General features: G+C 59.7%; 23 protein-coding genes, 1 tRNA gene and 1 pseudogene. 12 read left to right on the top strand and 13 right to left on the bottom strand.

From position 1 onward, the window contains the following. The first annotated feature begins 17 nt into the window (after nt 1–17). The 3 genes from Q7V03_RS06225 (at nt 18) to Q7V03_RS06215 (ending at nt 2,496) form a co-directional block, all read left to right on the top strand. Nucleotides 18–1,667, top strand: a complete 1,650-nt coding sequence (locus tag Q7V03_RS06225) for a VWA domain-containing protein (protein WP_304924738.1) — start codon at nt 18–20, stop codon at nt 1,665–1,667. 67 nt (nt 1,668–1,734) lie between these two features. Further along, nucleotides 1,735–1,808 (top strand) — tRNA-Gly (locus Q7V03_RS06220). Between the two features lie 13 nt (nt 1,809–1,821). Next, nucleotides 1,822–2,496 (top strand): hypothetical protein, encoded by a 675-nt coding sequence (locus tag Q7V03_RS06215; protein WP_304924737.1) that lies wholly within the window; start codon nt 1,822–1,824, stop codon nt 2,494–2,496. 257 nt (nt 2,497–2,753) lie between these two features. Here Q7V03_RS06215 and Q7V03_RS06210 read toward each other — a convergent pair whose 3' ends face one another. Together Q7V03_RS06210 and Q7V03_RS06205 are read right to left on the bottom strand one after the other, a co-directional pair. Further along, the gene (locus tag Q7V03_RS06210; protein WP_304924736.1) at nt 2,754–2,936 is read right to left on the bottom strand and encodes a hypothetical protein; all 183 of its coding nucleotides are present in this window, start codon (nt 2,934–2,936) and stop codon (nt 2,754–2,756) included. Then, the gene (locus tag Q7V03_RS06205; protein ID WP_304924735.1) at nt 2,917–3,255 is read right to left on the bottom strand and encodes an HK97 gp10 family phage protein; all 339 of its coding nucleotides are present in this window, start codon (nt 3,253–3,255) and stop codon (nt 2,917–2,919) included. The genes Q7V03_RS06210 and Q7V03_RS06205 overlap by 20 nt, the downstream gene beginning before the upstream one ends. A gap of 83 nt (nt 3,256–3,338) precedes the next feature. Between Q7V03_RS06205 and Q7V03_RS06200 the strand changes: the two genes are divergently transcribed. Together Q7V03_RS06200 and Q7V03_RS06195 are read left to right on the top strand one after the other, a co-directional pair. Continuing rightward, nucleotides 3,339–3,596, top strand: coding sequence for a hypothetical protein (locus Q7V03_RS06200; RefSeq protein ID WP_304924769.1), 258 nt, complete (start codon nt 3,339–3,341; stop codon nt 3,594–3,596). A gap of 15 nt (nt 3,597–3,611) precedes the next feature. After that, a pseudogene (locus tag Q7V03_RS06195) lies at nt 3,612–3,950 on the top strand (ATP-binding protein); the annotation flags it as partial. 340 nt (nt 3,951–4,290) lie between these two features. Here the strand turns inward: Q7V03_RS06195 and Q7V03_RS06190 are convergent. Further along, the gene (locus Q7V03_RS06190; protein ID WP_304924734.1) at nt 4,291–4,875 is read right to left on the bottom strand and encodes an HNH endonuclease; all 585 of its coding nucleotides are present in this window, start codon (nt 4,873–4,875) and stop codon (nt 4,291–4,293) included. Nucleotides 4,876–5,177: 302 nt separating this feature from the next. Here Q7V03_RS06190 and Q7V03_RS06185 point away from each other — a divergent pair, with 302 nt between their 5' ends. Next, complete coding sequence (locus Q7V03_RS06185) at nt 5,178–5,636, top strand: lytic transglycosylase domain-containing protein (protein ID WP_304924733.1); 459 nt, start codon at nt 5,178–5,180, stop codon at nt 5,634–5,636. A gap of 141 nt (nt 5,637–5,777) precedes the next feature. Here the strand turns inward: Q7V03_RS06185 and Q7V03_RS06180 are convergent, their stop codons facing one another. From Q7V03_RS06180 to Q7V03_RS06150, 7 genes are all read right to left on the bottom strand, one after another. Next, a complete protein-coding gene (locus Q7V03_RS06180; RefSeq protein WP_304924732.1) occupies nt 5,778–7,310 on the bottom strand; it encodes a trimethylamine methyltransferase family protein in 1,533 nt (510 codons plus the stop codon). A gap of 117 nt (nt 7,311–7,427) precedes the next feature. Then, nucleotides 7,428–9,065, bottom strand: coding sequence for an alpha-D-glucose phosphate-specific phosphoglucomutase (locus Q7V03_RS06175; protein WP_304924731.1), 1,638 nt, complete (start codon nt 9,063–9,065; stop codon nt 7,428–7,430). Continuing rightward, nucleotides 9,062–11,152, bottom strand: coding sequence for a glycogen debranching protein GlgX (gene glgX, locus Q7V03_RS06170; protein WP_304924730.1), 2,091 nt, complete (start codon nt 11,150–11,152; stop codon nt 9,062–9,064). The genes Q7V03_RS06175 and glgX overlap by 4 nt, the downstream gene beginning before the upstream one ends. Continuing rightward, on the bottom strand, nt 11,149–12,591 hold the full coding sequence (gene glgA, locus Q7V03_RS06165) for a glycogen synthase GlgA (protein ID WP_304924729.1): 1,443 nt from the start codon (nt 12,589–12,591) through the stop codon (nt 11,149–11,151). Before glgA ends, glgX begins: the two co-directional genes overlap by 4 nt. A gap of 82 nt (nt 12,592–12,673) precedes the next feature. Then, nucleotides 12,674–13,945: a glucose-1-phosphate adenylyltransferase gene (glgC, locus tag Q7V03_RS06160; protein WP_304924728.1), complete on the bottom strand. Its 1,272-nt coding sequence runs from the start codon at nt 13,943–13,945 to the stop codon at nt 12,674–12,676. Between the two features lie 48 nt (nt 13,946–13,993). After that, nucleotides 13,994–16,174, bottom strand: coding sequence for a 1,4-alpha-glucan branching protein GlgB (gene glgB / locus Q7V03_RS06155; protein ID WP_304924727.1), 2,181 nt, complete (start codon nt 16,172–16,174; stop codon nt 13,994–13,996). A gap of 15 nt (nt 16,175–16,189) precedes the next feature. Beyond that, nucleotides 16,190–18,571, bottom strand: a complete 2,382-nt coding sequence (locus Q7V03_RS06150) for a glycogen/starch/alpha-glucan phosphorylase (RefSeq protein WP_304924767.1) — start codon at nt 18,569–18,571, stop codon at nt 16,190–16,192. Between the two features lie 357 nt (nt 18,572–18,928). On the opposite strand from Q7V03_RS06150, the gene Q7V03_RS06145 reads away from it, so the two are divergent. After that, the gene (locus Q7V03_RS06145) at nt 18,929–19,360 is read left to right on the top strand and encodes an Rrf2 family transcriptional regulator (protein WP_304924726.1); all 432 of its coding nucleotides are present in this window, start codon (nt 18,929–18,931) and stop codon (nt 19,358–19,360) included. Here Q7V03_RS06145 and cueR read toward each other — a convergent pair. Further along, entirely contained in the window at nt 19,343–19,747 is a 405-nt protein-coding gene (gene cueR, locus Q7V03_RS06140; RefSeq protein WP_304924725.1) for a Cu(I)-responsive transcriptional regulator, read from the bottom strand. The genes Q7V03_RS06145 and cueR overlap by 18 nt on opposite strands. After that, complete coding sequence (locus tag Q7V03_RS06135; protein WP_304924724.1) at nt 19,744–21,948, bottom strand: heavy metal translocating P-type ATPase; 2,205 nt, start codon at nt 21,946–21,948, stop codon at nt 19,744–19,746. Before Q7V03_RS06135 ends, cueR begins: the two co-directional genes overlap by 4 nt. 131 nt (nt 21,949–22,079) lie before the next feature. On the opposite strand from Q7V03_RS06135, the gene Q7V03_RS06130 reads away from it, so the two are divergent. Together Q7V03_RS06130 and Q7V03_RS06125 are read left to right on the top strand one after the other, a co-directional pair. After that, nucleotides 22,080–22,286: a heavy-metal-associated domain-containing protein gene (locus tag Q7V03_RS06130; protein ID WP_304924723.1), complete on the top strand. Its 207-nt coding sequence runs from the start codon at nt 22,080–22,082 to the stop codon at nt 22,284–22,286. 352 nt (nt 22,287–22,638) lie between these two features. Beyond that, complete coding sequence (locus Q7V03_RS06125) at nt 22,639–22,983, top strand: TfoX/Sxy family protein (protein WP_304924722.1); 345 nt, start codon at nt 22,639–22,641, stop codon at nt 22,981–22,983. Nucleotides 22,984–23,174: 191 nt separating this feature from the next. Here Q7V03_RS06125 and ndk read toward each other — a convergent pair whose 3' ends face one another. Beyond that, on the bottom strand, nt 23,175–23,597 hold the full coding sequence (gene ndk / locus Q7V03_RS06120; RefSeq protein ID WP_304924721.1) for a nucleoside-diphosphate kinase: 423 nt from the start codon (nt 23,595–23,597) through the stop codon (nt 23,175–23,177). Between the two features lie 167 nt (nt 23,598–23,764). Between ndk and Q7V03_RS06115 the strand changes: the two genes are divergently transcribed. The 3 genes from Q7V03_RS06115 to Q7V03_RS06105 are packed head-to-tail and all read left to right on the top strand — an operon-like array spanning nt 23,765 to nt 26,798. Next, a complete protein-coding gene (locus Q7V03_RS06115) occupies nt 23,765–25,615 on the top strand; it encodes an ABC-F family ATP-binding cassette domain-containing protein (RefSeq protein WP_304924720.1) in 1,851 nt (616 codons plus the stop codon). Further along, nucleotides 25,612–26,229 (top strand): MarC family protein, encoded by a 618-nt coding sequence (locus Q7V03_RS06110; protein WP_304924719.1) that lies wholly within the window; start codon nt 25,612–25,614, stop codon nt 26,227–26,229. Before Q7V03_RS06115 ends, Q7V03_RS06110 begins: the two co-directional genes overlap by 4 nt. Beyond that, entirely contained in the window at nt 26,226–26,798 is a 573-nt protein-coding gene (locus Q7V03_RS06105; protein WP_304924718.1) for a TIGR02281 family clan AA aspartic protease, read from the top strand. The genes Q7V03_RS06110 and Q7V03_RS06105 overlap by 4 nt, the downstream gene beginning before the upstream one ends. The last annotated feature ends 35 nt before the right edge of the window (nt 26,799–26,833 follow it).

Raw genomic sequence — 26,833 nt, 5'->3', positions numbered from 1 at the left:
TTCCAAGGATTCGACCAATGCGTGATTTCTCAATTTTGCGCGCTATTCCATTGTTTTTGCTATTTCTTCCCAGTCTCGCGCTTGCCGATGGCCGCACCATTATCGTGCTGGATGGCTCTGGCTCGATGTGGGGCCAGATCGATGGCAAACCGAAGCTTGAGATCGCGCGTGAGGCTTTGGCCGAAGTGCTGAAAACCATTCCCGCCGATACCGAGTTGGGCCTGATCGCCTATGGCCACCGCTCGAAAGGATCATGCGACGACATTGAAACGCTGGTCGCCCCGGCCACAGGCACCGCGCCCGCCATCGCCGCCGCTGCAGACAAGATGCAATTCCTTGGCAAAACCCCGCTGACCGACGCCGTGCGCCGCGCCGCCGCCGAACTGCATTCCACCGAAGAAAAAGCCACCGTCGTGCTGATCACCGATGGCATTGAAACCTGTGAAGGCGACCCCTGCGCTTTGGCGCAAGAACTCGAAACCTCTGGCGTTGATTTCACGGCGCATGTGGTGGGCTTTGGTCTGACCAAGGACGAAGGCAACCAAGTCGCCTGCCTCGCCGAAGACACTGGCGGCCAATACATCACCGCCGATGATCTCGACAGCCTGGCGGTCGCGCTGCAAGCCACCGTGATCTCTGCGCCTGCGCCGGAACCTGTGCCAGTCCCTAAACCCAGCAAGCCCGCGCAGTTGAAGATCAACTTCGCACCCAAAGTGCTGTTGGCTCCCGGTGTCGCCAAACCCGATGACACTTCGCAAGTGAACTGGGAGATCTATGCGATCAACCCCGATGGCAGCACGAGCGACCGCGTCACAACCGAATACAATGATTTCAAAGGCTATATAGAACCCGGCAGGTATCGCCTGATCACCACCCTCGATTCCACCCAAGCGACCACAGACATCACCCTGACCGCCGATACTCTCAGCGCGCCGGAAGTCGTGGTCAACGCCGCCCGCGTCATCTTGCACCCGAAAGGCACCGAAGGTGGGGAGATTGAACCCGACGCCAGCCTGAACTTCACCACAACTTCCGGCGTCAACACAACCTTCTATGGCGACACCCGCGTCTATCTGCCCGCAGGTGAGGTCACGCTGACCGCAGGTCTTGGCCTTGCCAGCCAGACCGAAACCCTGGCCCTCACCCCCGGCCAACTGCTGGAAAAGGATGAAATCATCCAAGTCGGCCTTGCCGCAATTGAGGGCTATTATGTGGAAGGCATGGTGATCGAAGGCACCGCGCATCAGATCAGCATCAGATCCGCCAAGAAAAGCATTGACGGCAGCCGTGAGAATCTGACCACCGCTTACGGCACCGGCAACCAAACCAAACTTTCGCCGGGCGATTACATCGCCTATGTCGAACTGGGTGCGGCCTCTGCCGAAGTGCCGTTCAGAATCAAGGCTGGCGAGCGTACCGATGTCGCGGTGATCCTAGAGGCTGGCGTTCTGGCCTTCACAGCGCCTGGTGCTTCAGAAGTGCAGATTTTCTCGGCCAAAAAAGACATCAACGGGAACCGCAAATCGCTGTTCCACAACTACAACGCCGAAGACCAAACCACGCTGCCCGGCGGCGATTATGCCATCGTTATCACCAAAGACGGCACCGAGACCGAAGCCCTCGCCACGGTCAAACCCGGCGAGCGCACAGAGATCAACATGCCGTAAAACCAACTGCGCGCTTTCACCAAACCACCTTGACGCGGGCGAGTGGCTAGCATACCTGAACAATATTGCGGGTGTAGCTCAATGGCAGAGCAGCAGCTTCCCAAGCTGAATACGAGGGTTCGATTCCCTTCACCCGCTCCATCCTATCCCATTGATGTTAGATAAAACCCTTGCATTACGGGTAGTTGTGCCGCTTTTAGTGCCAAAGCTGGTGCCGGAATGGGGTTTAGCGATGGCCGGAAAACTGCGATACTGGAAAGAAAAAGACGGTAGATTCTGGGCGCGGATCGCGGTGCCGGTTCGGTTGCGACCGTTCTTAGATAGTCCGCGCAGTGAACTTCTAGAGCCTCTTGGCGGTGATCGCCGCGCTGCGCTGCGCCTTCATCCGGCAGCGGTTGCGAGGTTACAGCTTGAAATCGCAACGGCAGAGCAACGCGCAAACAGCGCCAATCCAGCGCCGCTCAAGCACGCATCACCCCGCACTGCAATCACCACGGCAGACTTCGGGCGCGCTGTCTGGCAGCGCTATTTGACGGCTCTTGAAGCAGACGACGCCAACCGCGAACTTTATCCTAGCAAGGCCGAGATCGCAGCCGAGCTGGCGAAGCTAGAGCAACGGGCTAAAGCTGGCGAGATCGGCGGCGAACCTTTGGCCCTGCTTGACGCATCGCTTGACTTCCTGCGCCTTAAGGATGCGCGCGCTACTGATCAGTTCAGGTGCGCCAGTTCGTGGTTTTGCTGGCGTGCCGTCTCATATTCGCGGCTGATCCGCTTGGCATTCCCGTCGAGGATGGCAAAGATTTCGCGCGGAATCAGCCGCCAGAATTGATCATAGTCTAGGCCAGAGGCAAGCCAATGGCCTAGAAGTTGCTCTACGAAGTCTGCACTTTCCGGGGCTTCGTGACCGGGGCTGCGTTTCCCGGTTCAGCGGCTGGAAAGGCTGCAGTTGCAGCCCGCGATAGCAGGCTCACAGCCTCAGCCACGCCAACCTCATCCATGATATCGCCAGCCTCGGCCTCAGTGACAGCCACGGCATGAGATAGGCCAGCCCAGAACATGCGCCGAACACGGCGAATATCGGATGGATCAGCCTGCAATGCCGCCAGCCCGGTCAGCAGGGTTTCCCCCGCCGCGTTCCTGATACATGCACATCGCGTTGGTGGTCATAGCGATGGCGAGGGATTTAGCCGTGTTGATTTCGGGGCCAATGCCCAAGGCGCAGCGATGCCCTGCGCGGTGCTGTTCACCATCAGCGGGTTCTCCGGCCATAGCCTGCAAGCCCCACGAGCGATTGCCCCCGGTTCGCATCGCGCGCCACTGCAACAGCCTCACCACGGGTGCCTCCACTGGACATAACCTTGCCGAATGCTTTCTTACCTGCGCCACCGCCCGCCAGCTTGGTGCTGACAATGATGCTGCCCTTAAGGTGCCCGTCATCCACCGGCGCAAACCCGCGCGCCAGTTCGGCCATTGGTTCAGCCGCCTTTGCCAGCGCCCGCCGCATGACCTGCTTGGCAACCGCCTTGGTCATGTCAGCAAGCGCGGCGTCCAATTCCTTGAACCCTTCCAGCGTGACGGTGGTTCTCATGCCGCACCCGTCGCACTGATTTCCAGCCATTGGCGACGGCCCGCAACCTACCGACACGGTTGTGAAGCCACCAGCGGGCGGCGTTGAAGGTCCTGCAGCGCGACCTGCCGCGCCGGGATGCCTGCCGCCGCATGGTCGATCTGTTGTTCATCGCCCACGAACGGGCCTGTGAGGCCGAACTGGCGCACCTGCTCGCCGCAGACCTTGCCTGCGGGACCCTGCCAGATCCTGAGGCCCTGACGTTGCGGTTAACGCCGCGACACATGACGTTGCCCCAAGATGTCGCTGTGGCCCACCCATCCCTCACCAGCTTCGATGCTCTTCTGGGGGGCGCCGCATGACCGCCCGCGACCGCCTTGGCCAAACTGGACAAGTTCGACCTGATCATTCTCGATGATATCACTTACGCCCACAAGGATCAGGCCGAGACCGGCGTCCTCTTCGAGCTGATCGCCCGGCGCTACGAATACCGCAGCATCGCCATCGCCGCCCACCAACCCTTTAGCGGCTGGGATCAGATCTTCCCGGACAAAGCCATGACCGTCGCCGCCATCGACCGGCTGGTCCATCACGCGACAATCCTGGAAATGAACGCCGAAAGCTTCCGACAGCGCACCGCTGCCGCCAGCAAACTGGCCCATGATCAAGCACCGGCGACAACCACCAACGACAACCTAACCGAAGGAGAAATCTGAACCAGTCACCTCAATCTACGCTAACCCCATCGGCCTCAAACCGGCTAAGGTGGTTGTCGCACCCGGACAAACTGGTTGACGCGCTACACAATACCGAGTCAGCAAAAAAGAACTTTCTGACCAGTCAACCGCCAATCAAGCATTCTGGACCCAAGACACGCCTGCGATCTTGCGCTGATCAGAACCAGTTTACTCATGCCGCGGCCAAATGCCTCGACCAAAACCACTCAAGAAACTGAACAAAAACAAGGCCCGGTGAATCCGATGCTTCCTTACGGAACCAAAACACCCGTTTTTGTGACTTTTAATGGTCGTTTTTCACAGACCACGCAGACGACACTTACGCGTCCAACTCCGCGTCCCAATACAGATAATCGATCCAGCTGTCATGCAGGTGGTTCGGCGGAAAGCGGCGGCCATGGCCCTGCATTTCCTCTGCCGTAGGCATCCTTGGCACTTTTGCCAGATGCAGCCCGGCTTGTTTCAGCGTCCGCGAACCTTTGCGCAGATTGCAGGGCGAGCAGGCCGCCACCACATTCTCCCAACTGGTAACGCCACCTTTCGAGCGTGGCAGCACATGATCAAACGTCAGATCACCCTTGGCCGCACAATATTGGCAACAAAATTCGTCGCGCAGAAAAAGATTAAAGCGCGTGAAGGCCACGCGCTTTTGGGGTCTTACATAATCCTTCAGCACCACCACCGAAGGTATGCGGAACTCTTGTCGCTGGCTTCGCACCACCTGATCGTATTCTGCCAAAATCTGCACCCGGTCCAGCACCGCCGCCTTGATCGCCTCTTGCCATGGCCACAGCGACAGCGGGTAATAGCTTAAGGGGCGGAAATCCGCATTAAGCACCAGCGCCGGAAATTGCTTCAGCGCCGCGGGGTCGCGTACAAACTGGGTCCTAAAATCGCCGTCCATTCCGCAAGAGACTCCGTATTTCAACAGTCGTCAACAGGGTGCAGTCGTCTTAAGCCCAACCATATCTGGCGTTTTGCCAAGCGCAAGCCCAAGATATGCGGCAATCTGCCCAGCTTTGATCACAACAGAATGACAGCAAGCCAAGATCGCTGTCTGCGACCCAGTTTTGTGCAATCCGCAATGCTTGGCTTACCTTTTCCCGCCGATCTTGGCCTTGGCCCTTCCCAGACCGGGCGCGCGTCGCTATCACGCCAGTAGCCCCAAGGAACTTGATGCCCCCAAACTTGATGCCGAGGAATCTGATGCCCCTGTCGCGCCGTGCCCTGCTGTCTCTCAGTCTCAGCGCCCTGACGCTTGCCGCCTGTGGCGGGCCCAGACCGCCGAAATTGGAACCCGCTTCCGGCGACACGCCCGAGATGCATGCGCTGATCCAGAAATGGGCGCACATTCACGACATCCCGGAAAGCCTGTTGCATCGTCAAATCCGCCGCGAAAGTGGCTACAATCCAAAAGCACACAACGGCCCCTATTACGGCCTGCTGCAAATCCACCCGCAAACCGCCGCCACCATGGGCTATCACGGCCCGGCCTCTGGCTTGCTCGATGCCGAAACCAACCTGCATTACGCCGGAAAATACCTGCGCGGCGCGTGGCTGGTGTCGCGCGGCAATGAAGACCGCGCGATGATGTGGTATGCCAAAGGCTATTACTATGAGGCCAAGCGCATGGGCCTGCTGGAAAAGACCGGATTGCGGGGCTAGGGCCGGAAAACGAAGCCGTTTTCCGGCACGATTTTCCGTGTCGGAAATCGCCCTTACGCCGTCAAAGTGTTAATTTTTCCTTAAGTTGACCATATCAACACGCTGATAACACAGTATATTTTTTAGCCCCGAGTTGGGACCTCAATACCAAGCATCCCCAACCGAAGCCTTCTTTGCCTCAACAAACTCAGCCAACCCTTGGGCTATTCCCGCGTCCAAATCTGGCGCCTCAAACTCCGCCAGCCGCTTTTTCCACAGCTTGTTGGCCCGGCTGGCAGCATCCAGAGACCCGGCCGCCTCCCATTTTTCAAACGGCTCATTATCCGACAAATCGCTGTCCCAAAACGCGGTCTCATAATGCGCCATCGTATGGGCGCAGCCAAAGAAATGATTGCCCGGCCCGACTTCCGCAAACGCCTCGACAGCCAGCTGATCATCATCAATCTTCACGCCGTCCAGATAAGAATGCAGGCTGCCGCACAGATCCGCATCCAGCATGAATTTCTCATAAGACATGCTCAGCAAGCCATCCAGAAACCCCGCCGAATGCAGGATAAAATTCGCTCCGCAATGGATCGCGGCCAGCATGCTCATTGTGCCCTCCATCATCGCCTGCGCGTCCGGCAGCTTTGAGGTGGTAAAATTCCCCGAACACCGCAAAGGCAATCCCAACCGCCGCGCCAGCTGCCCGATCACCATGCTGCCAATCGCAGGCTCTGGCGTGCCGAAGGTCGGGCTGCCAGACCGCAAGCTCATCGACGACAGGAAGTTGCCGAAAATCACCGGCGCCCCCTTGCGTTCCAGCTGCGTCAGCGCGCAACCCGCCATCGTCTCGGCCAAAGATTGCGCGATGCCGCCCGCACTGGTCACCGGCCCCATTGCACCGCCGAGGATGAAGGGCACCACAACCGCCGCCTGATTGGCCCGCGCATAGGCGCGCAGGGCGTTGGTCATGGTGCCGTCCCAGACCAAGGGAGAATTGACGTTCACGTTGCCAAGGATCACGCAATTCTGGTCAACAAATTCGCGGCCAAAGGCGATCCGGCTCATCTCGATGCTGTCTTCGGCGCGGTCTTCCGAAGTCACCGATCCCATATAGGGCCGGTCCGACAGCGTCAGATGCGCCAGCACCATATCAAGATGCCGCTTGTTCACCGGAATATCGGTCGGCTCGCAGATCGTACCGCCGGAGTGGTGAAAATTGGGCGAGGATTGCGCCAGTTTGATGAAATTATGAAAATCCTCCAGCGTGCCAAACCGCCGCCCGCGATCCAGATCCATCACGAAGGGCGAACCGTAAGCGGGCGCGAACACCACATTCTTGCCGCCGATCTGCACCGAATTGGCCGGGTTGCGGGCATGCTGGGTGAATTCACGCGGGGCAGATTTCAGGATCTCGCGCAGCATCCCCGGCTCGAATTTCACCAGCAGGCCATCGACCTTGGCCCCGGCGCGTTTCCAGTGATCGAGTGCCACCGCATCATCGCGAAATTCGATGCCGGTCTCGGCCAAAATCCGGTCGGCGGCGTGTTCCACCTTCAGCAGGTTTTCTTCGGACAGCACATCATAGGTCGGGATATTGCGCACAATATAGGGGCGCCCCATCCCGCCGCCCTTCTTCGCCCGCTCCACCTGCCGGGCTTGCCGCCCCGAACGCACGCCTTGAACTGTCATCGCCATCTCCCTCGACACCTGTGTCAAGGATGCGCCGATTGGGGGCGGGGTCGCAGTCAACTCCGACAATTGAAGGTCAGTTTCCGCCGCATCTCAGCGGAAACCGACATTTTGGCTTCAGGTGATCACATCAGGCGTCACGCGGCCCGTATAGCTTTCGATCCCCGCCAGCCTATGCGCGGCGCGGATCACCGGGGCGAGTGCGTCTTGCGGGTCAAGATCAAGCCCGGTGGGCCCTGCCGCATAGCGCTCCAGATACAGCCGCAACGTTGCGCCCTCGGTGCCAGTGCCGGACAAGCGCAGCACGATGCGGCTGCCATCCTCGAACATGATCCGCACGCCTTGGGCTTTCGAGACCGAGCCATCGACCGGATCGGTATAGGCGAAGTCATCGGCGGCTTGCACGGTCAGGCCTTCAAGCTGCGTCCCCGCAAGGCCGGCCAAAGACCCGCGCAAAGCCGCCATCATCGCATCGGCTTTGTCACTGGCAATCGCCTCGAAATCATGGCGGCTGTAGTAGTTACGGCCAAACTTCGCCCAGTGTTCCGCCAGAATCGCCGCCACTGATTGCTTGCGCACGGCAAGGATATTCAGCCACAGCAAAATCGCCCAAAGCCCGTCTTTCTCGCGCACATGGTCCGATCCGGTGCCAAACGACTCCTCGCCACAGATCGTGGCGCGACCTGCATCAAGCAGGTTGCCGAAGAACTTCCAGCCCGTCGGAGTTTCATAACATGCGATCCCCAGCGCGGCCGCAACCCGGTCCGCCGCAGCCGAAGTGGGCATCGAGCGCGCCACCCCTTTCAGCCCCGCTTTATAGCCGGGGGCGAGATGCGCGTTGGCCGCCAGAACCGCAAGGCTGTCGGAGGGCGAGACATAGGCCCCGGCCCCCACCACCATGTTTCGGTCGCCATCACCATCGCTCGCCGCGCCAAAATCCGGGGCATTGGCGCCGAACATCTCATCCATCAGCGCCTTGGCCCAAGTTGGGTTCGGATCGGGGTGCATGCCACCAAAATCCGGCAAAGGCGTAGCATTCACACAAGTGCCTGCCGCAGCACCAAGACGTTTCTCCAAGATTTCAACCGCATAGGGGCCGGTTACAGCGCACATGCTGTCCATCCGTATCCGAAAGCCGCCTTTGAACATCGCGGCAATCGCCGGGAAATCAAACAGGCTTTCCATCAGCGTGGCGTAATCGGTCACCGGATCGACGACGTCAACGATCATGCCCGCCAACTGGCTGCGTCCGATCACCGACAGGTCAACATCCTGCGATTCCACAATGTGATACGCGGTGATTTCTGTCGTACGTTTGTACATCTCTTCGGTGATGCCCTCAGGCGCAGGCCCACCGTTCGACATGTTGAACTTGACGCCGAAATCCTCATTCGGCCCACCGGGGTTGTGCGAGGCCGACATAATGATCCCGCCATCGGTGTTGTTCAGCCGGATCAGATGGCTGGCCGCTGGCGTCGAAAGGATCGCGCCTTGGCCAATGATCACCCGATGCGCCCCATTCGCCGCCGCCATCCGCAAGATCACTTGCGCCGCGCGGTCGTTGAAATAGCGCCCGTCGCCGCCCAGAACGAAGGTCTTGCCGCTGCCATCTTCGTTGCGCGCGCCGACCACATCAAAAATCGCCTGCACGAAATTCTCAAGGTAATGCGGCCCCATGAACACCTGGGTTTTCTTGCGCAGGCCAGAGGTGCCGGGCTTTTGCCCCGCGATCGGTTGGGTGGAAATCTTGGTCATGTGGAGCCTCCGGTAAGCAGCGGTTCAAAGACGAAAACAGATTGCGGCGGCATATTCAGCCGCGTCGTATAGGGTTCTGGCGCAAGATCGGGCCGCGTGCTGTCAAGCACCAACCGCCACTGTGCCGCGGTTTCGGGCAAGCGCAAAGCCACCGCCCCGCCGCCGTTGAACACCACATAAAGCGCGTCAGGCTGATCGGGGCCTTCGGCGGCCATGCGCAATTCCAGCCCAATGCAGCGGAAACTCGGGTCGTGCCAATCGTTTGGGCTGGGGATCGCCGCATCCGCCCTGCGCCAGATCGCATCGGGCAGGCCATCGGCCTGCCGCTTTTGCGAATGCAGAAAGCGGGTTTGCCGCAGCACCGGATGCGCTTTACGCAGGGCGATGAGACTGGCCACGAAATCAATCAGCACGGTGTCGGCATTGCCCCAATCAATCCGCGTCAGGTCATTGTCCTGTGCGTAGGCATTGTTGTTGCCCGCCTGAGAATGGCCCAACTCGTCGCCTGCCAGCAGCATCGGCGTGCCTTGCGACAGCATCAGCGTCGCCAGCAGGTTGCGCTTGCGCAGATCGCGGGCAACCCGGATCGCGGGGTCGGGGCTCGGGCCTTCGATACCCATGTTATCGGCGTGATTGTCGTCATGGCCGTCGCGGTTGTCCTCACCATTGGCAAGGTTGCGCTTGATCGTATAGCTGACCAGATCTTCCAGCGTGAAGCCGTCATGCGAGGTGATGAAATTAACCGAAGCCGTGGCTGGCCTGCGAGAATGGTCGAATTTATCCGCCGAGCCCATCAGGCGGCGGGAAAACTCAGGGGCCAAGCCCGCATCATTGCGCCAGAAGCGGCGCACGCCGTCGCGATATTTGTCGTTCCATTCGGAAAACGGTGCGGGGTAAGCCCCCAGTTGATAGCCACCGGGGCCGATATCCCAAGGCTCGGCGATCAACTTCACCCGCGCCAGAACCGGGTCTTGCCGGATCGCATCGAAAAAGCCGCCTTGGGGATCAAAGCCCGCAGGCTCGCGCCCTAAAACCGAGGCCAGATCAAACCGAAAGCCATCGACATGCACCGCTTGCACCCAATAGCGCAGCGAATCCATCACCATCCGCAGCACCGCCGGGTTGGTCAGATTAAGCGTATTGCCAGTGCCCGCATCATTGGCATAGTGCCGCCCACCTTGGACCAAGCGGTAATAGCTGGTGTTATCAAGGCCGCGGAAAGACAGGGTCGGCCCCCAGGCATCGCCCTCGCCTGTGTGGTTATAGACCACGTCCAGCACCACCTCGAGCCCCGCTGCGTGCAAGGTCTTCACCATCGCCTGCATCTCACGCAAAGGCTGCGCGCCCCCGTAACGCTGCTCGGGCGCGAAGAACCCCATGGTTTGATAGCCCCAGTGATTGCGCAGGCCTTTGGCGACCAGAAAGCGGTCGTCAAAATAGGCCTGCACCGGCAGCAATTCCACCGTGGTCACACCCAAACGCTTGAAATGCTCGATCATCGCCGGATGCGCCAAGCCCGCATAGGTACCGCGCATCGCTTGTGGAATACCGGGGTGGCGCATGGTCAACGCTTTTACGTGTGCCTCGTAGATCACCGTATCGGCCATTGGCACCTGCGGCGGGCGGTCATTGCCCCAATGAAAACCGGGATCGACCACCACCGATTTCGGCACCGCAAAGGCGCTATCGCGGGGATCAAACGAGCCATCGCCACGCGAGGCGCCAATCTTGTAGCCCATCACCGCATCCGACCAACGCAACCGCCCCGCCAAACCCCGCGCATAGGGGTCGATCAGCAGCTTATGCGGGTTAAAGCGCTGGCCCTCATCTGGCACATAGCGGCCGTAGGCGCGCAGACCGTAAAGCTGCCCGGCAGACAAGCCCGCCACATGCAAATGCCAGACATCGCCCTCGCGGTCCGCAAACGGCAAGCGCGCCTGTTCGCGCCGCCCATCCGGCGAATACAGGCACAGCTCCAGTGCTGTGGCATGGGCCGAGAACACCGCAAAGTTCACCCCGTCATCGGTCAACGTGGCCCCCATCGGCCAAGGTCGCCCCGCCGCGGTGGCGTATCCCGATAGGCTCACGCCAGCATATCCTCATAGAGTGCTGCATAAGCGGCGGCAGAGGCCTGCCAGCCCACAGGCTGCTTCATCGCATTTTTCTGCACCTGCGCCCATTGGGATTTATGTGCGTAAAGCTGCAGCAACTGCCGCAGAGCCAGCCCGAACCCCGTCGCATCCACCGGATGAAACACAATCCCGGTCGCCACCCCCGCCGTCAGCGCCGCCGGGCTGGCATGGATCACCGTATCGGCCAAACCGCCGACCGAGGACACCAGCGGCACCGTCCCGTAAGCCAGCCCATACATCTGGGTCAGCCCGCAAGGCTCGAACCGACTGGGCACCAGCACCGCGTCGCCTGCGGCAAACAACCGATGGCTGTAAGCCTCATCATAGCCAATGCGCACCGAAATCCGGCCCGGAAACCGCGCCTCCAACCTCCGCATCGCGGCTTCCAGCAAAGCATCGCCAGAGCCCAAAATCGCCAGACCGCCGCCGCCCGCGATGAAATCGGGGATGCAAACCTCCAGCAGATCAATGCCCTTCTGATCGGTAAGTCGGCTGACGAGAATCGCCAGCGGCCCCGGCACATCCAGCCCCATTTCCGCACAAAACGCCGCGCGGTTGGCGGCTTTGCCTTTCAAGGTTTTCACCGAATAGGGCATGGGCTCCACCTCAGGCGACCAAACCCCGGTATCCACCCCGTTCAAAATCCCCGAAACCGCCTCCGCGCGCTGCGCGATCACCCCCTCCATCCCCATGCCAAACTCGGGCCGCATCAACTCGGCGGCATAGTTGGGGGAAACCGTGGTGATCCGGTCGGCACTGACCAGCCCGGCTTTCAGGCTCGAAAGCCCGCCGTAGTATTCCAACGCGCCCGGATAGAACTGATCAGGCGGCAGGCGCAAATCCAGCAAGGCCTGCGCCGGGGCCCAGCCCTGAAACGCGATATTATGGATTGTCAGCACCGAAGCCACACCGCCGGAGCCGCCGTAGTATAGATAGGCCGGGGCAAAGCCCGCCTGCCAGTCATGCGCGTGCAAGATGTCGGGTTTCCAGCCATCAATGCCGTCGCGCGCCATCCGCGCCGCCACCCACGACAACGCCGCAAACCGCCGCGCATTGTCAAACCAATCGCCACCGGGGCCAGAATACGGCCCACCCTCGCGGTCATAAAGGTGCGGCGCATCCAGCAGCATCACCTGCAAACCACCGATCTCGCCCGCCATCACGCGGGCGTCACCGCCGAACAGGTTTTGCTCGAACCAAACCTCATCCAATTCATCAAGGCGTGGCCGCAACGCCCGGTAGGCTGGCATCAACACCCGCATATCCCAGCCGACTTTCGCCAAAGCCCCCGGCAGCGCCCCAACCACATCCGCCAAACCCCCGGTCTTGATCAATGGCACACATTCCGACGCCACCGACAGCACCCGCCCCCGAATTTCAACCGCGTTCTGCATGATGATCCTCTGCGCTCCCTATCCACCGGAGGGGTCTGGGGAGGGCCGCAGCTCTCCCCAGCCGTTCAGCCCGACTACCCTGTCAGGACAATGCCCGCGCCCGCGCGTCAAGCATATCCTGCGTGATCAGCACGATACCGCTGTCGGTCCGGCGGAACCATTTCGCATCCATTTCAGGGTCTTGCCCCACCACCAAGCCATCCGGGATGATCACACCGCGATCAATCACGCAGTTTTTCAGCTCGGCACTGCGGTTCACGATCACCTGCGGCAGCGCCACAACATAATCCAGCGTGCTGAACGAATGTGTGCGACATCCCGTGAACAGCAGCGAATTGCGCACTTCCGAGCCCGAGACGATACAATCGCCCGACACCAGCGATGACACCGCCATCCCACGCCGGGTTTCTTCATCATGGATGAACTTCGCGGGCGGCAGAATCTCGGAATAGGTCCAGATCGGCCAGCTTTGATCGTAGATATCCAGCTTCGGAATAAAATCGGTCAGGTCGATATTGGCCTGCCAGAACGCATCAATCGTGCCCACATCGCGCCAGTAGGGCTCTGACTCCAACCCCGATTTTACGCAAGAATCGGCAAACTTATGCGCCACGGCTTTCCCGTTTTTTACGATATCCGGGATCAGATCGTTGCCGAAATCATGGCTGGAATTGTCATCCGCCATATCACGGATCAACAGATCGCGCAGGAAAGCCCAGTCAAAGATATAGATCCCCATCGAGGCCAATGCATTGTCCGGATCACCGGGGATAGACGGCGGATCGGCAGGTTTTTCCAGAAACGAGGTGATCCGCATATCCTTGTCGACATGCATCACGCCGAAGGCCACAGCCTCCATCCGCGGCACGGTCAGACAGCCGATGGTGACATCGGCGGCACTGTCAACGTGCTGCTGCAACATCACCTCGTAATCCATCTTATAGATGTGATCCCCCGCCAGAACGACGATGTATTTTACCCCATAAGAATCAACGATATCAATGTTTTGCGCGACCGCATCGGCGGTGCCAAGATACCACTTATTCTCAGATACCCGTTGGCTTGCAGGCAGAATATCTAGGTATTCATTGCGCTCTGCCCGAAAGAACCCCCAACCACGCTGCATGTGGCGGATCAGGCTATGCGCCTTGTATTGCGTCGCAATCGCCATTTTGCGGATGCCAGAATTCAGCGCATTTGACAAAGCAAAGTCGATGATCCGGGTTTTGCCGCCAAAATAGACCGCCGGCTTGGCGCGCCGATCTGTCAGCTCTTTCAGCCGACTTCCGCGCCCCCCGGCCAGAACAAAAGCCATAGCCTGCGATGACAGGCGGGCGTTGGGTCTTGGTTGCATCGTAGTCCTCCCTTTACGCAGGCCTGCGCCCGCTTTTATCCTGTGATTTCAACCCTGCTTTAGCCAAACCGCCGAGAGTGGCGGCAGATTGACCAAGGCCGAATGTGGGCGACCGTGATGCGGGATAGCCTCCGCCACAACGCCGCCCAGATTGCCACGGTTACCTCCTCCGTAAACCGCAGCATCTGTGTTCAGTATCTCAGACCATTGCCCCGCCGCAGGCAGACCAACCCGGTACGCCCGATCCACCGGAGTCATATTGACCAGTGCCACCACCATCGCATCACCGGGCTTGCCCTTGCGGACCCACGCATAAACACCAGCCTCGGCATCATTGTTTTCGATCCACTCAAAGCCCTCGGGCCTTGTGTCATTCACATGCATAGCAGGCACATCGCGGTAAACTTTGTTCAGATCGCGGACGAGGTTTTGCATGCCCTTGTGCGCGGGAATGTCCAACTGATGCCAATCCAGCGATTGATTGTGGTTCCATTCTTTCCCTTGGGCGAACTCGCACCCCATGAACAAAAGCTTCTTGCCCGGATGCGCCCACATGAAGCCGTAGTAGGCCCGCAGGTTTGCGAACTTCTGTTCACCATCGCCCGGCATCTTCTGCAACATGCTGCCTTTGCCATGCACAACTTCGTCATGGCTGATTGGCAGAATGTAGTTTTCCGACCAAGCGTAATGCAAACCGAACGTCATCTGATGATGATGGAAGCGGCGGTAGATTGGGTCTTTCTGCATGTACGACAGGGTGTCATTCATCCAGCCCATGTTCCACTTAAAGCCAAACCCAAGGCCGCCGTGGTTCACTGGCCGCGACACGCCTGCAAACGCCGTGCTTTCCTCGGCCACCGTCATCACGCCCGCGACCTCGCCGTAAGCCGTGATGTTCATGCTTTGCAGCACGGCAATCGCCTCGTAATTCTCACGCCCGCCGTCTTTGTTCGGCACCCACTGCCCCGGCTCACGGCTGTAATCACGGTAAAGCATCGACGCCACGGCATCGACGCGCAAGCCGTCCATGTGGTATTCCTCTAGCCAATACAACGCGTTAGAGACAAGGTAGTTGGAAACTTCTACCCGGCCATAGTTATAGATCAGGGTGTTCCAATCCTGATGGAAGCCTTCGCGCGGGTCTTGATGTTCATAAAGTGCTGTGCCATCGAACCGCCCCAAGCCATGCGCATCGGTTGGAAAGTGCCCCGGCACCCAATCGAGCAACACCCCAATGCCGCGTTGGTGCGCCGCATCCATGAAAGCGCGGAATTCATTCGGCGTGCCATGCCGGATCGTCGGTGCAAACAGGCCGACCGGCTGATAGCCCCACGATCCATCGAACGGATATTCAGAAATCGGCATCAGCTCGATATGAGTGAATTCCATGTCGGCAACATATGTGACCAGTTGTTCGGCAAGCTCGGTATAAGACAGCATCCGATCACCCGGCGCGCGCTTCCAGCTGCCCAAATGCACCTCATACACCGAAATCGGCGCATCAATCGTCTGCTTGGCCCCGCGCGTCGCCATCCATTCGGCATCATGCCAAGTCGGATTTTCGATCTGCCGCACAACGCTGGCATTCTTCGGCGCATGTTCCGATCCAAACCCAACCGGATCGGCCTTCAGTGGCAGCAAAACCCCGCCCGGACCGCGAATTTCGTACTTATAAGCCTCGCCCTCGCCAATCGCGGGCAAAAACGTCTCCCATACCCCGGTGCCGCCGCGCCTGCGCATCGGATGGCGGCGACCATCCCATTGGTTGAAGTTGCCAACCACCGAAACCCTTTCGGCATTCGGCGCCCAGACCGCAAAATGCGTGCCCAAAATGCCTTCATGGGTGATGATATGCGCGCCCAACACCTGCCACAGCCGTTTGTGGCTGCCTTCGCCCAACAGATATTCATCCAACTCGCCCAGCACCGGGCCAAATGCGAACGGGTCTTCACATTCCCATTCTGCACCATGACCCTGCCAACGCAAACGATAGTCCGATTTGCGCGCAAGCTCGGCCACAAACAGCCCCGGCGCACCTTTGACCGCCACCGCAGCCACAGGCTTGCCAGCTTTCCCCGGCAATACGAACATATGTTCGGCACCCGGATCAAACCCCAGCACCACCCATTTGCCGCCGCGCTTGTGCAACCCCAGTACCGAGAACGGGTCGCCATGCCGCCCCTCGGCAATCGCGAGTGCAGCACCAGGGTCAATGAGCAGGTCAGTCATGGCAACCTCTTGATATTAAAGCGCAGATTGGATCGTCCAGACGTCTTTCATATAGCTGCGAATGGTACGGTCCGAGCTGAAAAACCCCGAGCGCGCCGTGTTCAATGCCGCCATTTTAATCCAAGCCTGACGATCCGCATAGGCGGTATCCACGCGGTCTTGCGCCAGATCAAACGAGTCGAAATCCGCCGCAACGAGGAAGTAATCATGGTGCCAGACCCGATGCACCAGACCATGATAGCGGTCTTTCTGATCCGGGCTGAACTGGCCTTCGGCAATCGCCTGCAACACCAGTTGCAGCGCCGGGCTGGCGTCAATCGCCTTGCGCGACTGCTCGGGGTCTTCACGCCGCTTCATCGCCTCATCGGTGGTCAGGCCGAACAGGAAGAAGTTCTCAGCCCCAACCTCGGCCAAAATCTCGACATTCGCACCGTCGAGCGTGCCAATGGTCGGCGCGCCGTTCATCATGAACTTCATGTTGCCAGTGCCCGAAGCCTCTTTCCCGGCGGTCGAAATCTGCTCGGAAAGGTCTGCCGCAGGCACCAGGCGTTCCGCCATGCTGACATTGTAGTTCGCCGGATAGATCACTTTCAGCCGATCGCCGACTTCACTGTCCGCATTAATAACCTGCGCCACATCATTGATAAGATGAATGATTTCCTTTGCCACCGCGTAACCCGGAGCCGACTTGCCGCCAAATATTTTCACCCGAGGCACCCATGCCGCCTTCGGATTGGCCTTGATGCGTTGATAATGCGCGACGGTTTGCAGGATGTTCAGCAGTTGCCGCTTGTATTCGTGGATCCGCTTGACCTGCACATCAAACAGCGCATCCGGCGAGACTTTCACACCACATTCCTGCGCAATCCAACCCTCCAAAGCCACCTTGTTGGCGCGTTTGGCGGCATCAAATTTGGCGCGGAAAGCAGAGTCATCGACCAAAGGCTCCAGCCCTTTCAAACGGTCAAGATCATCTTCCCAGCCTTCGCCAATCGAGTCCGTGATCAAAGTCGACAGCGGACGGTTCGACATTTTCAGCCAACGCCGCGGCGTCACGCCATTGGTTTCATTGATAATCCGCCCCGGATGCAAAGCGTTCAACTCGGGGAACAGGTTCTTTTTCACCAGATCAGAATGCAGCGCTGACACGCCGTTGACCTTATGCGCCATCACGAACGCCAGTTCCCCCATCCGCACCTCTTGGTGCTTGACGATGCCGATATAATGCGGCGGGTTGAAGGTGCGGCGGTGCCAGCTGTCGATCCGCTCGACAATCTGCATGTGGCGCGGCAGCGTGTTGCCAAAGGTAAAGGTCGCCCACCGCTCCAGCGCCTCGGGCAGCAGGGTGTGGTTGGTGTAGCCCAAGCAATCGCGGGCGGTATCGAGGGCATCTTCAAAGCCCATGCCGTTTTCATCGACCAAAAGCCGGATCAATTCTGGCCCAGCAATCGCCGGATGGGTGTCGTTCATCTGGATCGCGACATGTTTGGGCAGATTGCGCAGATCAGAATGGCTGGCCTTGAAGCGGCGCAGGATGTCTTGCAACGCCGCCGAGGTCAGGAAGAATTCCTGCTTCAGGCGCAATTCCTTGCCCTGATAGGTTGTGTCATCGGGATACAGAACCCGCGACAACGTGCGTGCCAAAGCCTCAGGCTCTGCCGCAGCCGCGTAATCGCCGCGATTGAACCGTTCCAGATCGAACTGCTTGGTGGGTTTCGCCGACCACAGCCGCAGGGTGTTCGCCCATTTGCCCTGCCAACCGATCACCGGGGTATCGTAAGCGCTGGCCAAAACCGTCTCCGCCGGAACCCAAATTTCCTTGCCGTCCTTGACCTCGACCGCGCCCTTGAACGGGATCACATAGGCGCTTTCCGGGCGCGCAAACTCCCAAGGGTTGGCGTGTGACAGCCAATCTTCCGGCATCTCAACCTGTTGACCGCGCTCAAAACTTTGCCGGAACAGCCCGTGCTCATAGCGGATGCCATAACCATAAGCCGGGCAGCCCACCGTCGCCATGCTTTCCATGAAACACGCCGCCAACCGCCCCAATCCGCCGTTGCCCAATGCCGCATCCGGCTCTCCTTCCACCAGCGCGTGAAAGTCTTGCCCAAAGTCACGCATCACGTCTTCCGAAATGTCGCGCAGGCCAAGGTTGACCGTGGCATCTTCCAGAAGCCGCCCGATCAGGAATTCCATCGACAGATAATACACCCGCTTGCGATCTTCCGCCCACGTCCGGCGGGTCGAGGCAAACCACGGCTCCATGATCCGGTCACGAATGGCAAACGACAGCGCCATGCGCCAATCATACGCGCTGGCATTGGCCGGGTCTTTGCCAATGGTAAAGGTCAGGTGCCGCAGCACATCGGTTTTCAGCAAAGCCGGGGTCAGATCCATATCCTTCAAAGCGCGTTCCACATCTTTCCATTTCGGTTGTCTTTGAGACTATCTCTCTGCTGTCCCGGGTCAAGCAAGCACCATACCCCTGCGGCGTCAGCCAAAACCCGGTCTCAGCACAAATCATTCAAACCGCTTTCTTGTTACCGCAAACAATTTGAGATTTCACTATGTTTTTCTTTTTTATTAGAGAGGTTTTCTTGATCAAAGCGCTTTGATCCCATCCAATAAAAACGATCACGGCCCAAACCCCGCGCAGGCCTCAGTCTGCGGTACAATGCTGTATCTGATCTGAATCAAGGCAGACTGCAAAAAACTGCGCAAAACTGCGTCAAATCTTGCAGGATCGGAGAGCCCATGCGCCTGACCACACGCACCAATTTGGCGATGCGCACGCTGATGTTTTGCGCAGTGAACAAAGGTCGCATCGTGCAAAAGCACGAGATTGCGGTTGCTTGCGGCGCGTCCGAAAACCATCTGGCGCAGGTGATCCATCTGCTGGCCCGGCAGAACTTGCTGAAAACCCGGCGCGGACGGGCGGGCGGTATGATGCTGGGGTCTGATGCTGCCGAGATCAAGGTCGGCACGGTGTTTCGGATTTTTGAGCAGGTCTTGCCCTTCACCGATTGTGCCGAGCAATCCGGCTCCTGTCCCTTATCCGGCGCCTGTCGGTTAAAATGCGTGCTGACCAACGCGCTCGAGGGCTTCTACAAGACCCTCGATGCGGTCAGCCTGCAGGACCTCGTCGGCGGTAATACCGACCTTGAAAAGCTACTGCGAGTCGCCTGAGACCGGCTGAGAAAGCCCGCGCAGAATCGGGCAATCCGGCCGATGATCGCCGTTACAGGCCTGCACCAGATCGGCCAAAGTCGCCTCCATCGCGCGCAGTTCGACGATCTTGGCCCTGATCTGAACCAGATGCGTCACCGCCAGCGCTTTGACATCGCCACTCGCCCGCGCGCGGTCCTCATAAAGCGCCAGCAGTGCCCGACATTCCACAATCGAGAACCCCAAAGACCGCGCCCGCCCGACAAAGGCCAGCTTGTGCAGATCGCTCTCGGCAAAGGCGCGGTAGCCGTTCTCACTGCGCTTGGGCTGGATCAGGCCGATGTCTTCATAATAGCGGATGGTTTTGGCAGGCAGCCCCGCCGCTTTGGCAACTTCGGCGATATTCATGCGCGTGCTCCTTTGAAGCGCCGCAATCGTAGCGCGTTGAACAGTACAAAAACCGACGACAAAGCCATCGCCCCCGCGGCCAGCATCGGCGACAGTTGTGGGCCACCGAATGGCACCAGCACCCCAGCCGCCACTGGGATCAAGGCGGCGTTATAGCCAAAGGCCCAAAGCAGATTCTCCCTGATATTGCGCATGGTTGCGCGTGAAAGTTCCAGCGCCCGCACCACGCCCAACGGATCACCTGTCATCAGCACCACATCCCCGGCCTCGATAGCCACATCAGTGCCGGTGCCCATCGCAAAGCCCACCTCTGCCGCTGCCAGCGCGGGCGCGTCGTTGATCCCGTCGCCGACAAAACCCACATCCGCGCCAAGGCCAGCGATCACCGCAGCCTTGCCCGCAGGCAGCACCCCGGCATGGACTTCGGTGATACCAAGCACCCTCGCCACCGCCCGCGCCGTGGCCGCGGCATCGCCAGTGATCATCGCCACCCGCACGCCAGCCGCTTGCAGTGCGGCCACTGCCGCCTGCGCAGAGGGCTTGATCGGATCGGCCACCGTGATCATGCCAATCGCCTTACCGTCTCGCCCCACAAACAAAACACCCTGCCCCTTGGCCTGCGCTGCAGCAGCTTGCTCTGCCAGCCCCGCATCCAAGTCAGGGAACATCCGTGCCGAGCCAACACTGACCGCCACACCGTCTAGGAAAGCCCGCGCACCCTGCCCCGGCTCGGCCTCAAACCCCTGCACCAAAGCCACCTGCAACCCCAACCGCGCCGCTTCTGCCGCGACAGCCGCCGCTAAAGGATGCTCTGACGCCGCCTCGACCGCTGCCGCAATCTCAAGCACGCCCGCACCGCCGACCACCGCTTGCACCACGGGCCGCCCCATCGTCAGGGTGCCGGTCTTGTCAAACGCCACCAGCCGCACAGACTCAAGTCGTTGCAAGGCCTCACCTTTACGGAACAGAATCCCCAGTTCCGCCGCCCGCCCAGTGCCAACCAGAATAGAGACCGGCACCGCCAACCCCATCGCACAGGGGCAAGCAATGATCAGCACCGACACCCCTGCGACCAACGCCTCGGCCAGACCCGGCCCGAAGATCAACCAGACCAGCACGGTCAGCGCTGCCACCGCCATCACCATGGGGACGAACCACAACGTGATCCGGTCCACCAACGCCTGCACTGGCAATTTGCCACCCTGCGCGGCCTCGACCATCGCGATGATTCGCGCCAGCACCGTGGCGGCCCCAACCTCAGTGATCTGCATCACCATGGCCCCAGTGCCGTTCACCGTGCCCCCCGTCAGCCGTGCACCGTCCAGCTTTTCCTGCCCCAAAGGCTCCCCGGTCAACATCGACTCGTCGACCGTCGAATGGCCCGAGACCACCAGGCCATCCGCCGGAATCCGCTCTCCGGGCCGGATCTGCACGCGGTCCCCCGGCAGCAAAGATGCCACCTCAACCTCTTGCACCAAGCCATCCACCAGGCGCCGCGCAGTTTTCGGCGCCAGCTTCACCAGCCGTGCAATCGCAGCCCCCGCCCGGCCACGCGCCCGCGCCTCAAGGCTGCGGCCCAGCAAAATCAAGGTGACAATCACCGCCGCCGCCTCGAAATACACCGAGCGCGAAGCTTGCGGGATCAAAGCGGGCCAAAACGTCACCACGCTGGAATAGACCCAGGCCGCCCCACTGCCCACCGCAACAAGGCTGTTCATATCCGGGCCACCCCGCGCCAAAGCGGGCAAGCCCTTGCTGAAAAACCGCCGCCCGGGCCCAAGCAGCACCAGCGTCACCAACACAAACTCGGCCAGCCACAAGCTTTGCTGCGCGATCAACCCGTGCAGCACCATATGAAAGCCAGGGATGAAATGCCCGCCCATCTCGACCACGAACACCGGCAGGGTCAGCACAGCCGCAAGAGCCGTGGCCCGCCACAACGCGCGTTGCTCGGCCCCCGGATCATGCACCACCGCTTGCGCTAAAGGGGTCGCGGCATAACCCGCCTTGCTGACCGCAAGCGCCAGCCCTACAGGATCGACCGCCTGCGACACCGTCACTTCGGCCCGCCGCGTCACAAGGTTCGCCACCGCATCCACCACGCCCACTTGCGCCTTCAGCACCCGTTCCACCCGCCCGGTGCAGGCAGCACAGGTCATGCCCTCGACACTCAGGTTAATTTTCGCCGCCAGCTTGTCCATCGGAAGTCTCCTTTGATATCCGATATGGGGGTTCCAGTGACAGGAACGTCAAGCCCTGCAAGAAATTAAATCGCCCTCTTGACCTTCCCCCCACTGGAACCCCCATCTTCTAGCCAGAAAAGGAGCTCCCCATGACCCTACTCTCGATCCCCGACATGAACTGTGGCCACTGCAAAGCCTCGGTGACCGCGGCACTCACAGCCCTGCCCGGAACCCGCGCCATCACCGTCGATTTGACCACCCGTCAAGTTGAGGTCGAAGGCACGCCCAGTGCCGAATCAATACTCTCCGCCCTCAATGAGATCGGCTTTGCGGCACACATAATCGCAACAAAGTGAAACCAAATGCCTGCTTGGCAAGGCAAATTCTATTGCGGGCGTCGCGGTTGGTATATAAATGGCCGTAATCCTTCCTTGATCCGGTCGCAACACCGCCGCAAGGGCGGAGCAGTTTAGCAAAATGGCAGAACGCCAAACAACGACCGGAGCAGTCAAATGTCTACCTCCAAGCCCGCCCAACCTCAGCAAGGTGGCGCGCAATCCCCGGCCCCGCAACAGCAGGGCCAGCAGGGCGGATCCCCGCAGCAACAAAGCGGCACGGTTTTCCGCGATTGGGCGTCGATCTAAAGATTTCGCTTTTACGACCATAAGGCCAGCCGCTAGGCTGGCCTTTGTCATTTTCAGGTGCCGTATGCCAAGCCCCGTTTCAACCATACCCAACCTCGGCCCCGCCTCGGAAGTGGCCTTCGCCAAGGCAGGCATCCATTCTGCGGAAGAAATCCGCGAACTCGGCGCCGACGAAGCCTACCGTCGCCTGCTGGACGCGGGCACCCAAGCCCATTTCATTGGCTATTACGTGCTGCATATGGGCTTGCAGGGTCGCCCGTGGAACGATTGCCAAGGTGATGAGAAAAAGGCGCTGCGCGCCCGCTTCGATGCGATCAAAGCCGAGCGGGTCGGCTCAAAAGCACAAGGCCGCTCCGAATTGGAAGCGGCCCTGCAATTCTTTGGGGTGATCGAGAAGCCCCACGGCTGAGAAGAGTTGCACCTTTGGCCGCAACTCTCACCAAAAAATCGCACCACAAACACAACATATTGCGGGCGGATTACTTAAGACCACAAAAGGCTCCCAGCTGGGAAAACAACCTCCGACCTGAAGTCAACGTGGATGATCAAAAAGGCGGCTTGCGTCAGCTAAAACGCAAACCGCCCTGCGGTAAAACGGTATCAGCCGACCAGTTCAAGACCCGAGAAGAAGAACGAGATCTCGCGCGCAGCCGAAGCTTCCGAATCCGAACCATGCACCGAATTTTCGCCCATCGACAAAGCGAATTCCTTACGGATCGTGCCCGCATCAGCATTCGCCGGGTTAGTAGCCCCCATCACTTCGCGGTTTTTTGCAATCGCGGATTCGCCTTCCAGCACTTGAACCACAACCGGCTCAGACGCCATGAATTCGCACAACTCGCCGTAAAAGCCGCGTGCGGCATGCTCTGCATAAAACGCGCCAGCCTGTGCGGGCGACAGATGGATGCGCTTTGATGCCACGACCCGCAGGCCAGCATCTTCAAATTTGGCGATGATCTTGCCGGTCAGGTTGCGCTTGGTTGCATCGGGTTTGATGATCGACAGGGTGCGTTCGACGGCCATTTGGCTCTCCATAACAAAGGGCAAAATCGCCCGGAATACTCTTCCGCGCCTGCTATCACGGGTCATGCGGCTTGAAAAGCCGTCAACAACGCCCGCAGACCCGGATAAAGCGCGCCAAATTCCCTTCCCCGGTTGACGCCGCCCGCCGCTTAAGGCAATCCCCGCGCATGCTTAAAATCGAAGACATCACCTATTCCGTCGAAGGCCGCCCGCTGTTTGAGGGCGCTTCTGCAACCATTCCCACGGGCCATAAGGTCGGTCTTGTCGGGCGCAACGGGGCTGGCAAAACCACGCTGTTCCGGCTGATCAAAAAGGAACTGGCGCTGGAAAGCGGCGACATTTCCATGCCCTCGCGCGCCCGCATCGGCGGTGTGGCGCAAGAGGTGCCGTCGTCCTCGACCAGCCTGATCGACACGGTTCTGGCCGCCGATACCGAGCGCGCGGCTTTGCTGTTGGAATCAGAAACCGCCCACGACCCGCACCGCATCGCCGAAATTCAGCACCGCCTGAACGACATTGATGCATGGTCCGCCGAAGGTCGCGCCGCCAACATCCTGAAGGGTCTCGGCTTTGATACCGAAGCCCAACAACGCCCCTGCTCGGATTTCTCGGGTGGTTGGCGGATGCGCGTGGCCCTCGCAGGCGTGTTGTTCGCGCAACCCGACTATCTGCTTTTGGACGAGCCGACCAACTACCTCGACCTGGAAGGCTCTTTGTGGCTGGAAAGTTATTTGCAGAAATACCCGCATACCGTGCTGATCATCAGCCACGACCGTGGCCTATTGAACCGTTCGGTCACCGGCATCCTGCATCTGGACAACAAAAAGCTGACATATTGGTCCGGCCCCTACGACCAATTTGCCCGCCAAGTCGCCGAACGTCGTTCGGTGTTGCAAGCCGAAGCTCGCAAACAAGACGCCAAGCGCGCGCACCTGCAAGCCTTTGTGGATCGCTTTAAGGCCAAAGCCTCCAAGGCCGCGCAAGCGCAGTCCCGCGTGAAAATGCTGGAAAAGATGGAGACGATCACCGCCCCCGAGGATGCGAAGAAGGTGGTTTTCACCTTCCCGGTGCCGGAAGAACTCTCGCCCCCCATCATCAATATGGAAGGCGTGGCTGTCGGCTATGGCGGCGCCCCGATCCTGAAAAAGCTGTCTTTGCGCATCGACCAAGACGACCGCATCGCGCTTCTGGGCCGCAATGGCGAAGGCAAATCCACGCTGTCCAAACTGCTTGCTGGCAAACTTGTCGCCTGCGAAGGCAAGATGGTGCAATCGTCGAAACTGCGCATCGGCTATTTCGCGCAGCACCAGGTCGATGAATTGATGATCGACGAAACCCCGTTGCAACACGTCATGCGCCTGCGTCCCGCCGAGGGCCAACCCCGCCTGCGCGCGCGGCTTGCGGGCTTTGGCCTGATGGCCGACCAAGCCGAAACCGCCGTCGGTCGTCTGTCGGGTGGTCAAAAAGCCCGCCTGTCGCTGCTGCTGGCAACCATTGACGCCCCGCACCTGCTGATCCTCGACGAGCCAACCAACCACCTCGACATGGAAAGCCGCGAGGCTTTGGTCGAGGCGCTCACCGAATACTCCGGTGCGGTGGTTCTTGTCAGCCACGACATGCACCTTCTGGGGCTGGTCGCGGACCGTCTTTGGCTGGTGAAGGGCGGCGCAGTCACGCCCTATACCGAAGATCTGGAAGCTTACCGCCGTCAGCTTTTGGCAGGCGACGAAGAAGCCAAGCCTGTCAAAGTCACTGAAAAGCCGAAGAAAGTCAGCCAGGACGAAGTCAAAGCCCTGCGCTCGGAAGTCAAGAAATCCGAAGAACGCCTCGACAAGCTGAACCAAATGCGCGACCGTTTGGCGAAGAAACTCGCCGATCCCGAATTGTACGAATCCGCCCGCGCCGGTGAGTTGGACACTTGGAACAAGAAATACGCCGAAGTGATGGACGCACTTGATCGCGCCGAAGCGATGTGGGTGTCCGCGCAAGAAAAACTGGAGACTGCCACCAAACCATGACAACCGCGTTCCTGATCACCGCGTTTGCGACCCTGTTCGTGGTGATCGACCCGCCCGGTTTGGTGCCTTTGTTCATCGCGTTGACCCAAGGCATGGACGCCGAGCACCGCCGCCGCATGGCGCGTCGGGCCTGCATCATCGCCTTTGTCTTGCTGACCCTGTTCGGGCTGTTGGGCGAAGCCCTGCTGGGGTTCATCGGCATCTCGATGCCCGCCTTCCGCATCGCCGGCGGTATCCTGTTGTTTCTCACCGCGCTTGATATGTTGTTTGAACGCCGCACTCAGCGCCGCGAGGGGCAGCAGCCGGACCCTGATCACGATCCTTCGGTGTTTCCCCTCGCCACCCCTTTGATTGCAGGACCCGGCGCGATTGCGACGATGATCCTGCTGGTCGGAAAATCCGGCGATGGCTGGTTGGGAACAGCGGCCGTGCTGGGGTTGCTTGCCGGGATGATCTTTGCGACCTATCTGTTTTTGCTCGCCTCACCCTATCTAGAGCGGTTGTTGGGCCGCACGGGCACGATTGTGATCACCCGGCTGTTGGGGATGCTGCTGGCGGCACTGTCTGTGCAATTTGTAATTGATGGCGTGCGCGGCACTGGGTTGATCGGATGAATGGCGACGATCTGGGACGGCTGGCGTATCTGGGGCTGCTGCTGACGGCGGTCGGGGGTTGGGTGATCGTGGAGTATCGGCAGCGTTTGGGACAGGCCTTGCGGGTGGCGATGGCTTGGGGGCTGATCTTTGTTGGCCTAGTGGCGGGGTATGGGCTGTGGAACGATCTGCGGCGCGATGTTCGATCGGATCAGATTGTGCAGGCGGATCGGGTGGAGATTCCGCGCGACAGGGATGGGCATTATTATCTGCGGCTGGCGGTGGATGGGCATGAGATGGAGTTCATGGCTGACACTGGCGCGACCGGGATTGTTTTGTCTCCCGAGGACGCGGCTGCGGTGGGGATTGATCTGGGCGGTTTGAACTATCTTGGGCAGGCACAGACAGCCAACGGGATGGTTCGGACGGCGCGGGTCAGCTTGGACAGCGTGGTTTTCGGGCCATTTGAAGACCAAGGTGTCTCAGCGTTTGTGAATGAGGCAGCGATGCAGGGCTCGCTGTTGGGCATGGATTATTTGGGGCGGTTTTCGATTCAGATTTCCGGGGATCGGATGATCTTGACGCGGTGATTTTGGCGTGTCCACGCGTGGACAATAGCTCGATT

Origin of the sequence: Cypionkella sp., from assembly GCF_030652235.1 — a bacterium.
In the GTDB taxonomy this organism is placed as follows: domain Bacteria; phylum Pseudomonadota; class Alphaproteobacteria; order Rhodobacterales; family Rhodobacteraceae; genus Cypionkella.
The sequence above is the reverse complement of the archived record's forward strand: the minus strand, read 5'-3'. Positions and strand labels throughout refer to the sequence as shown.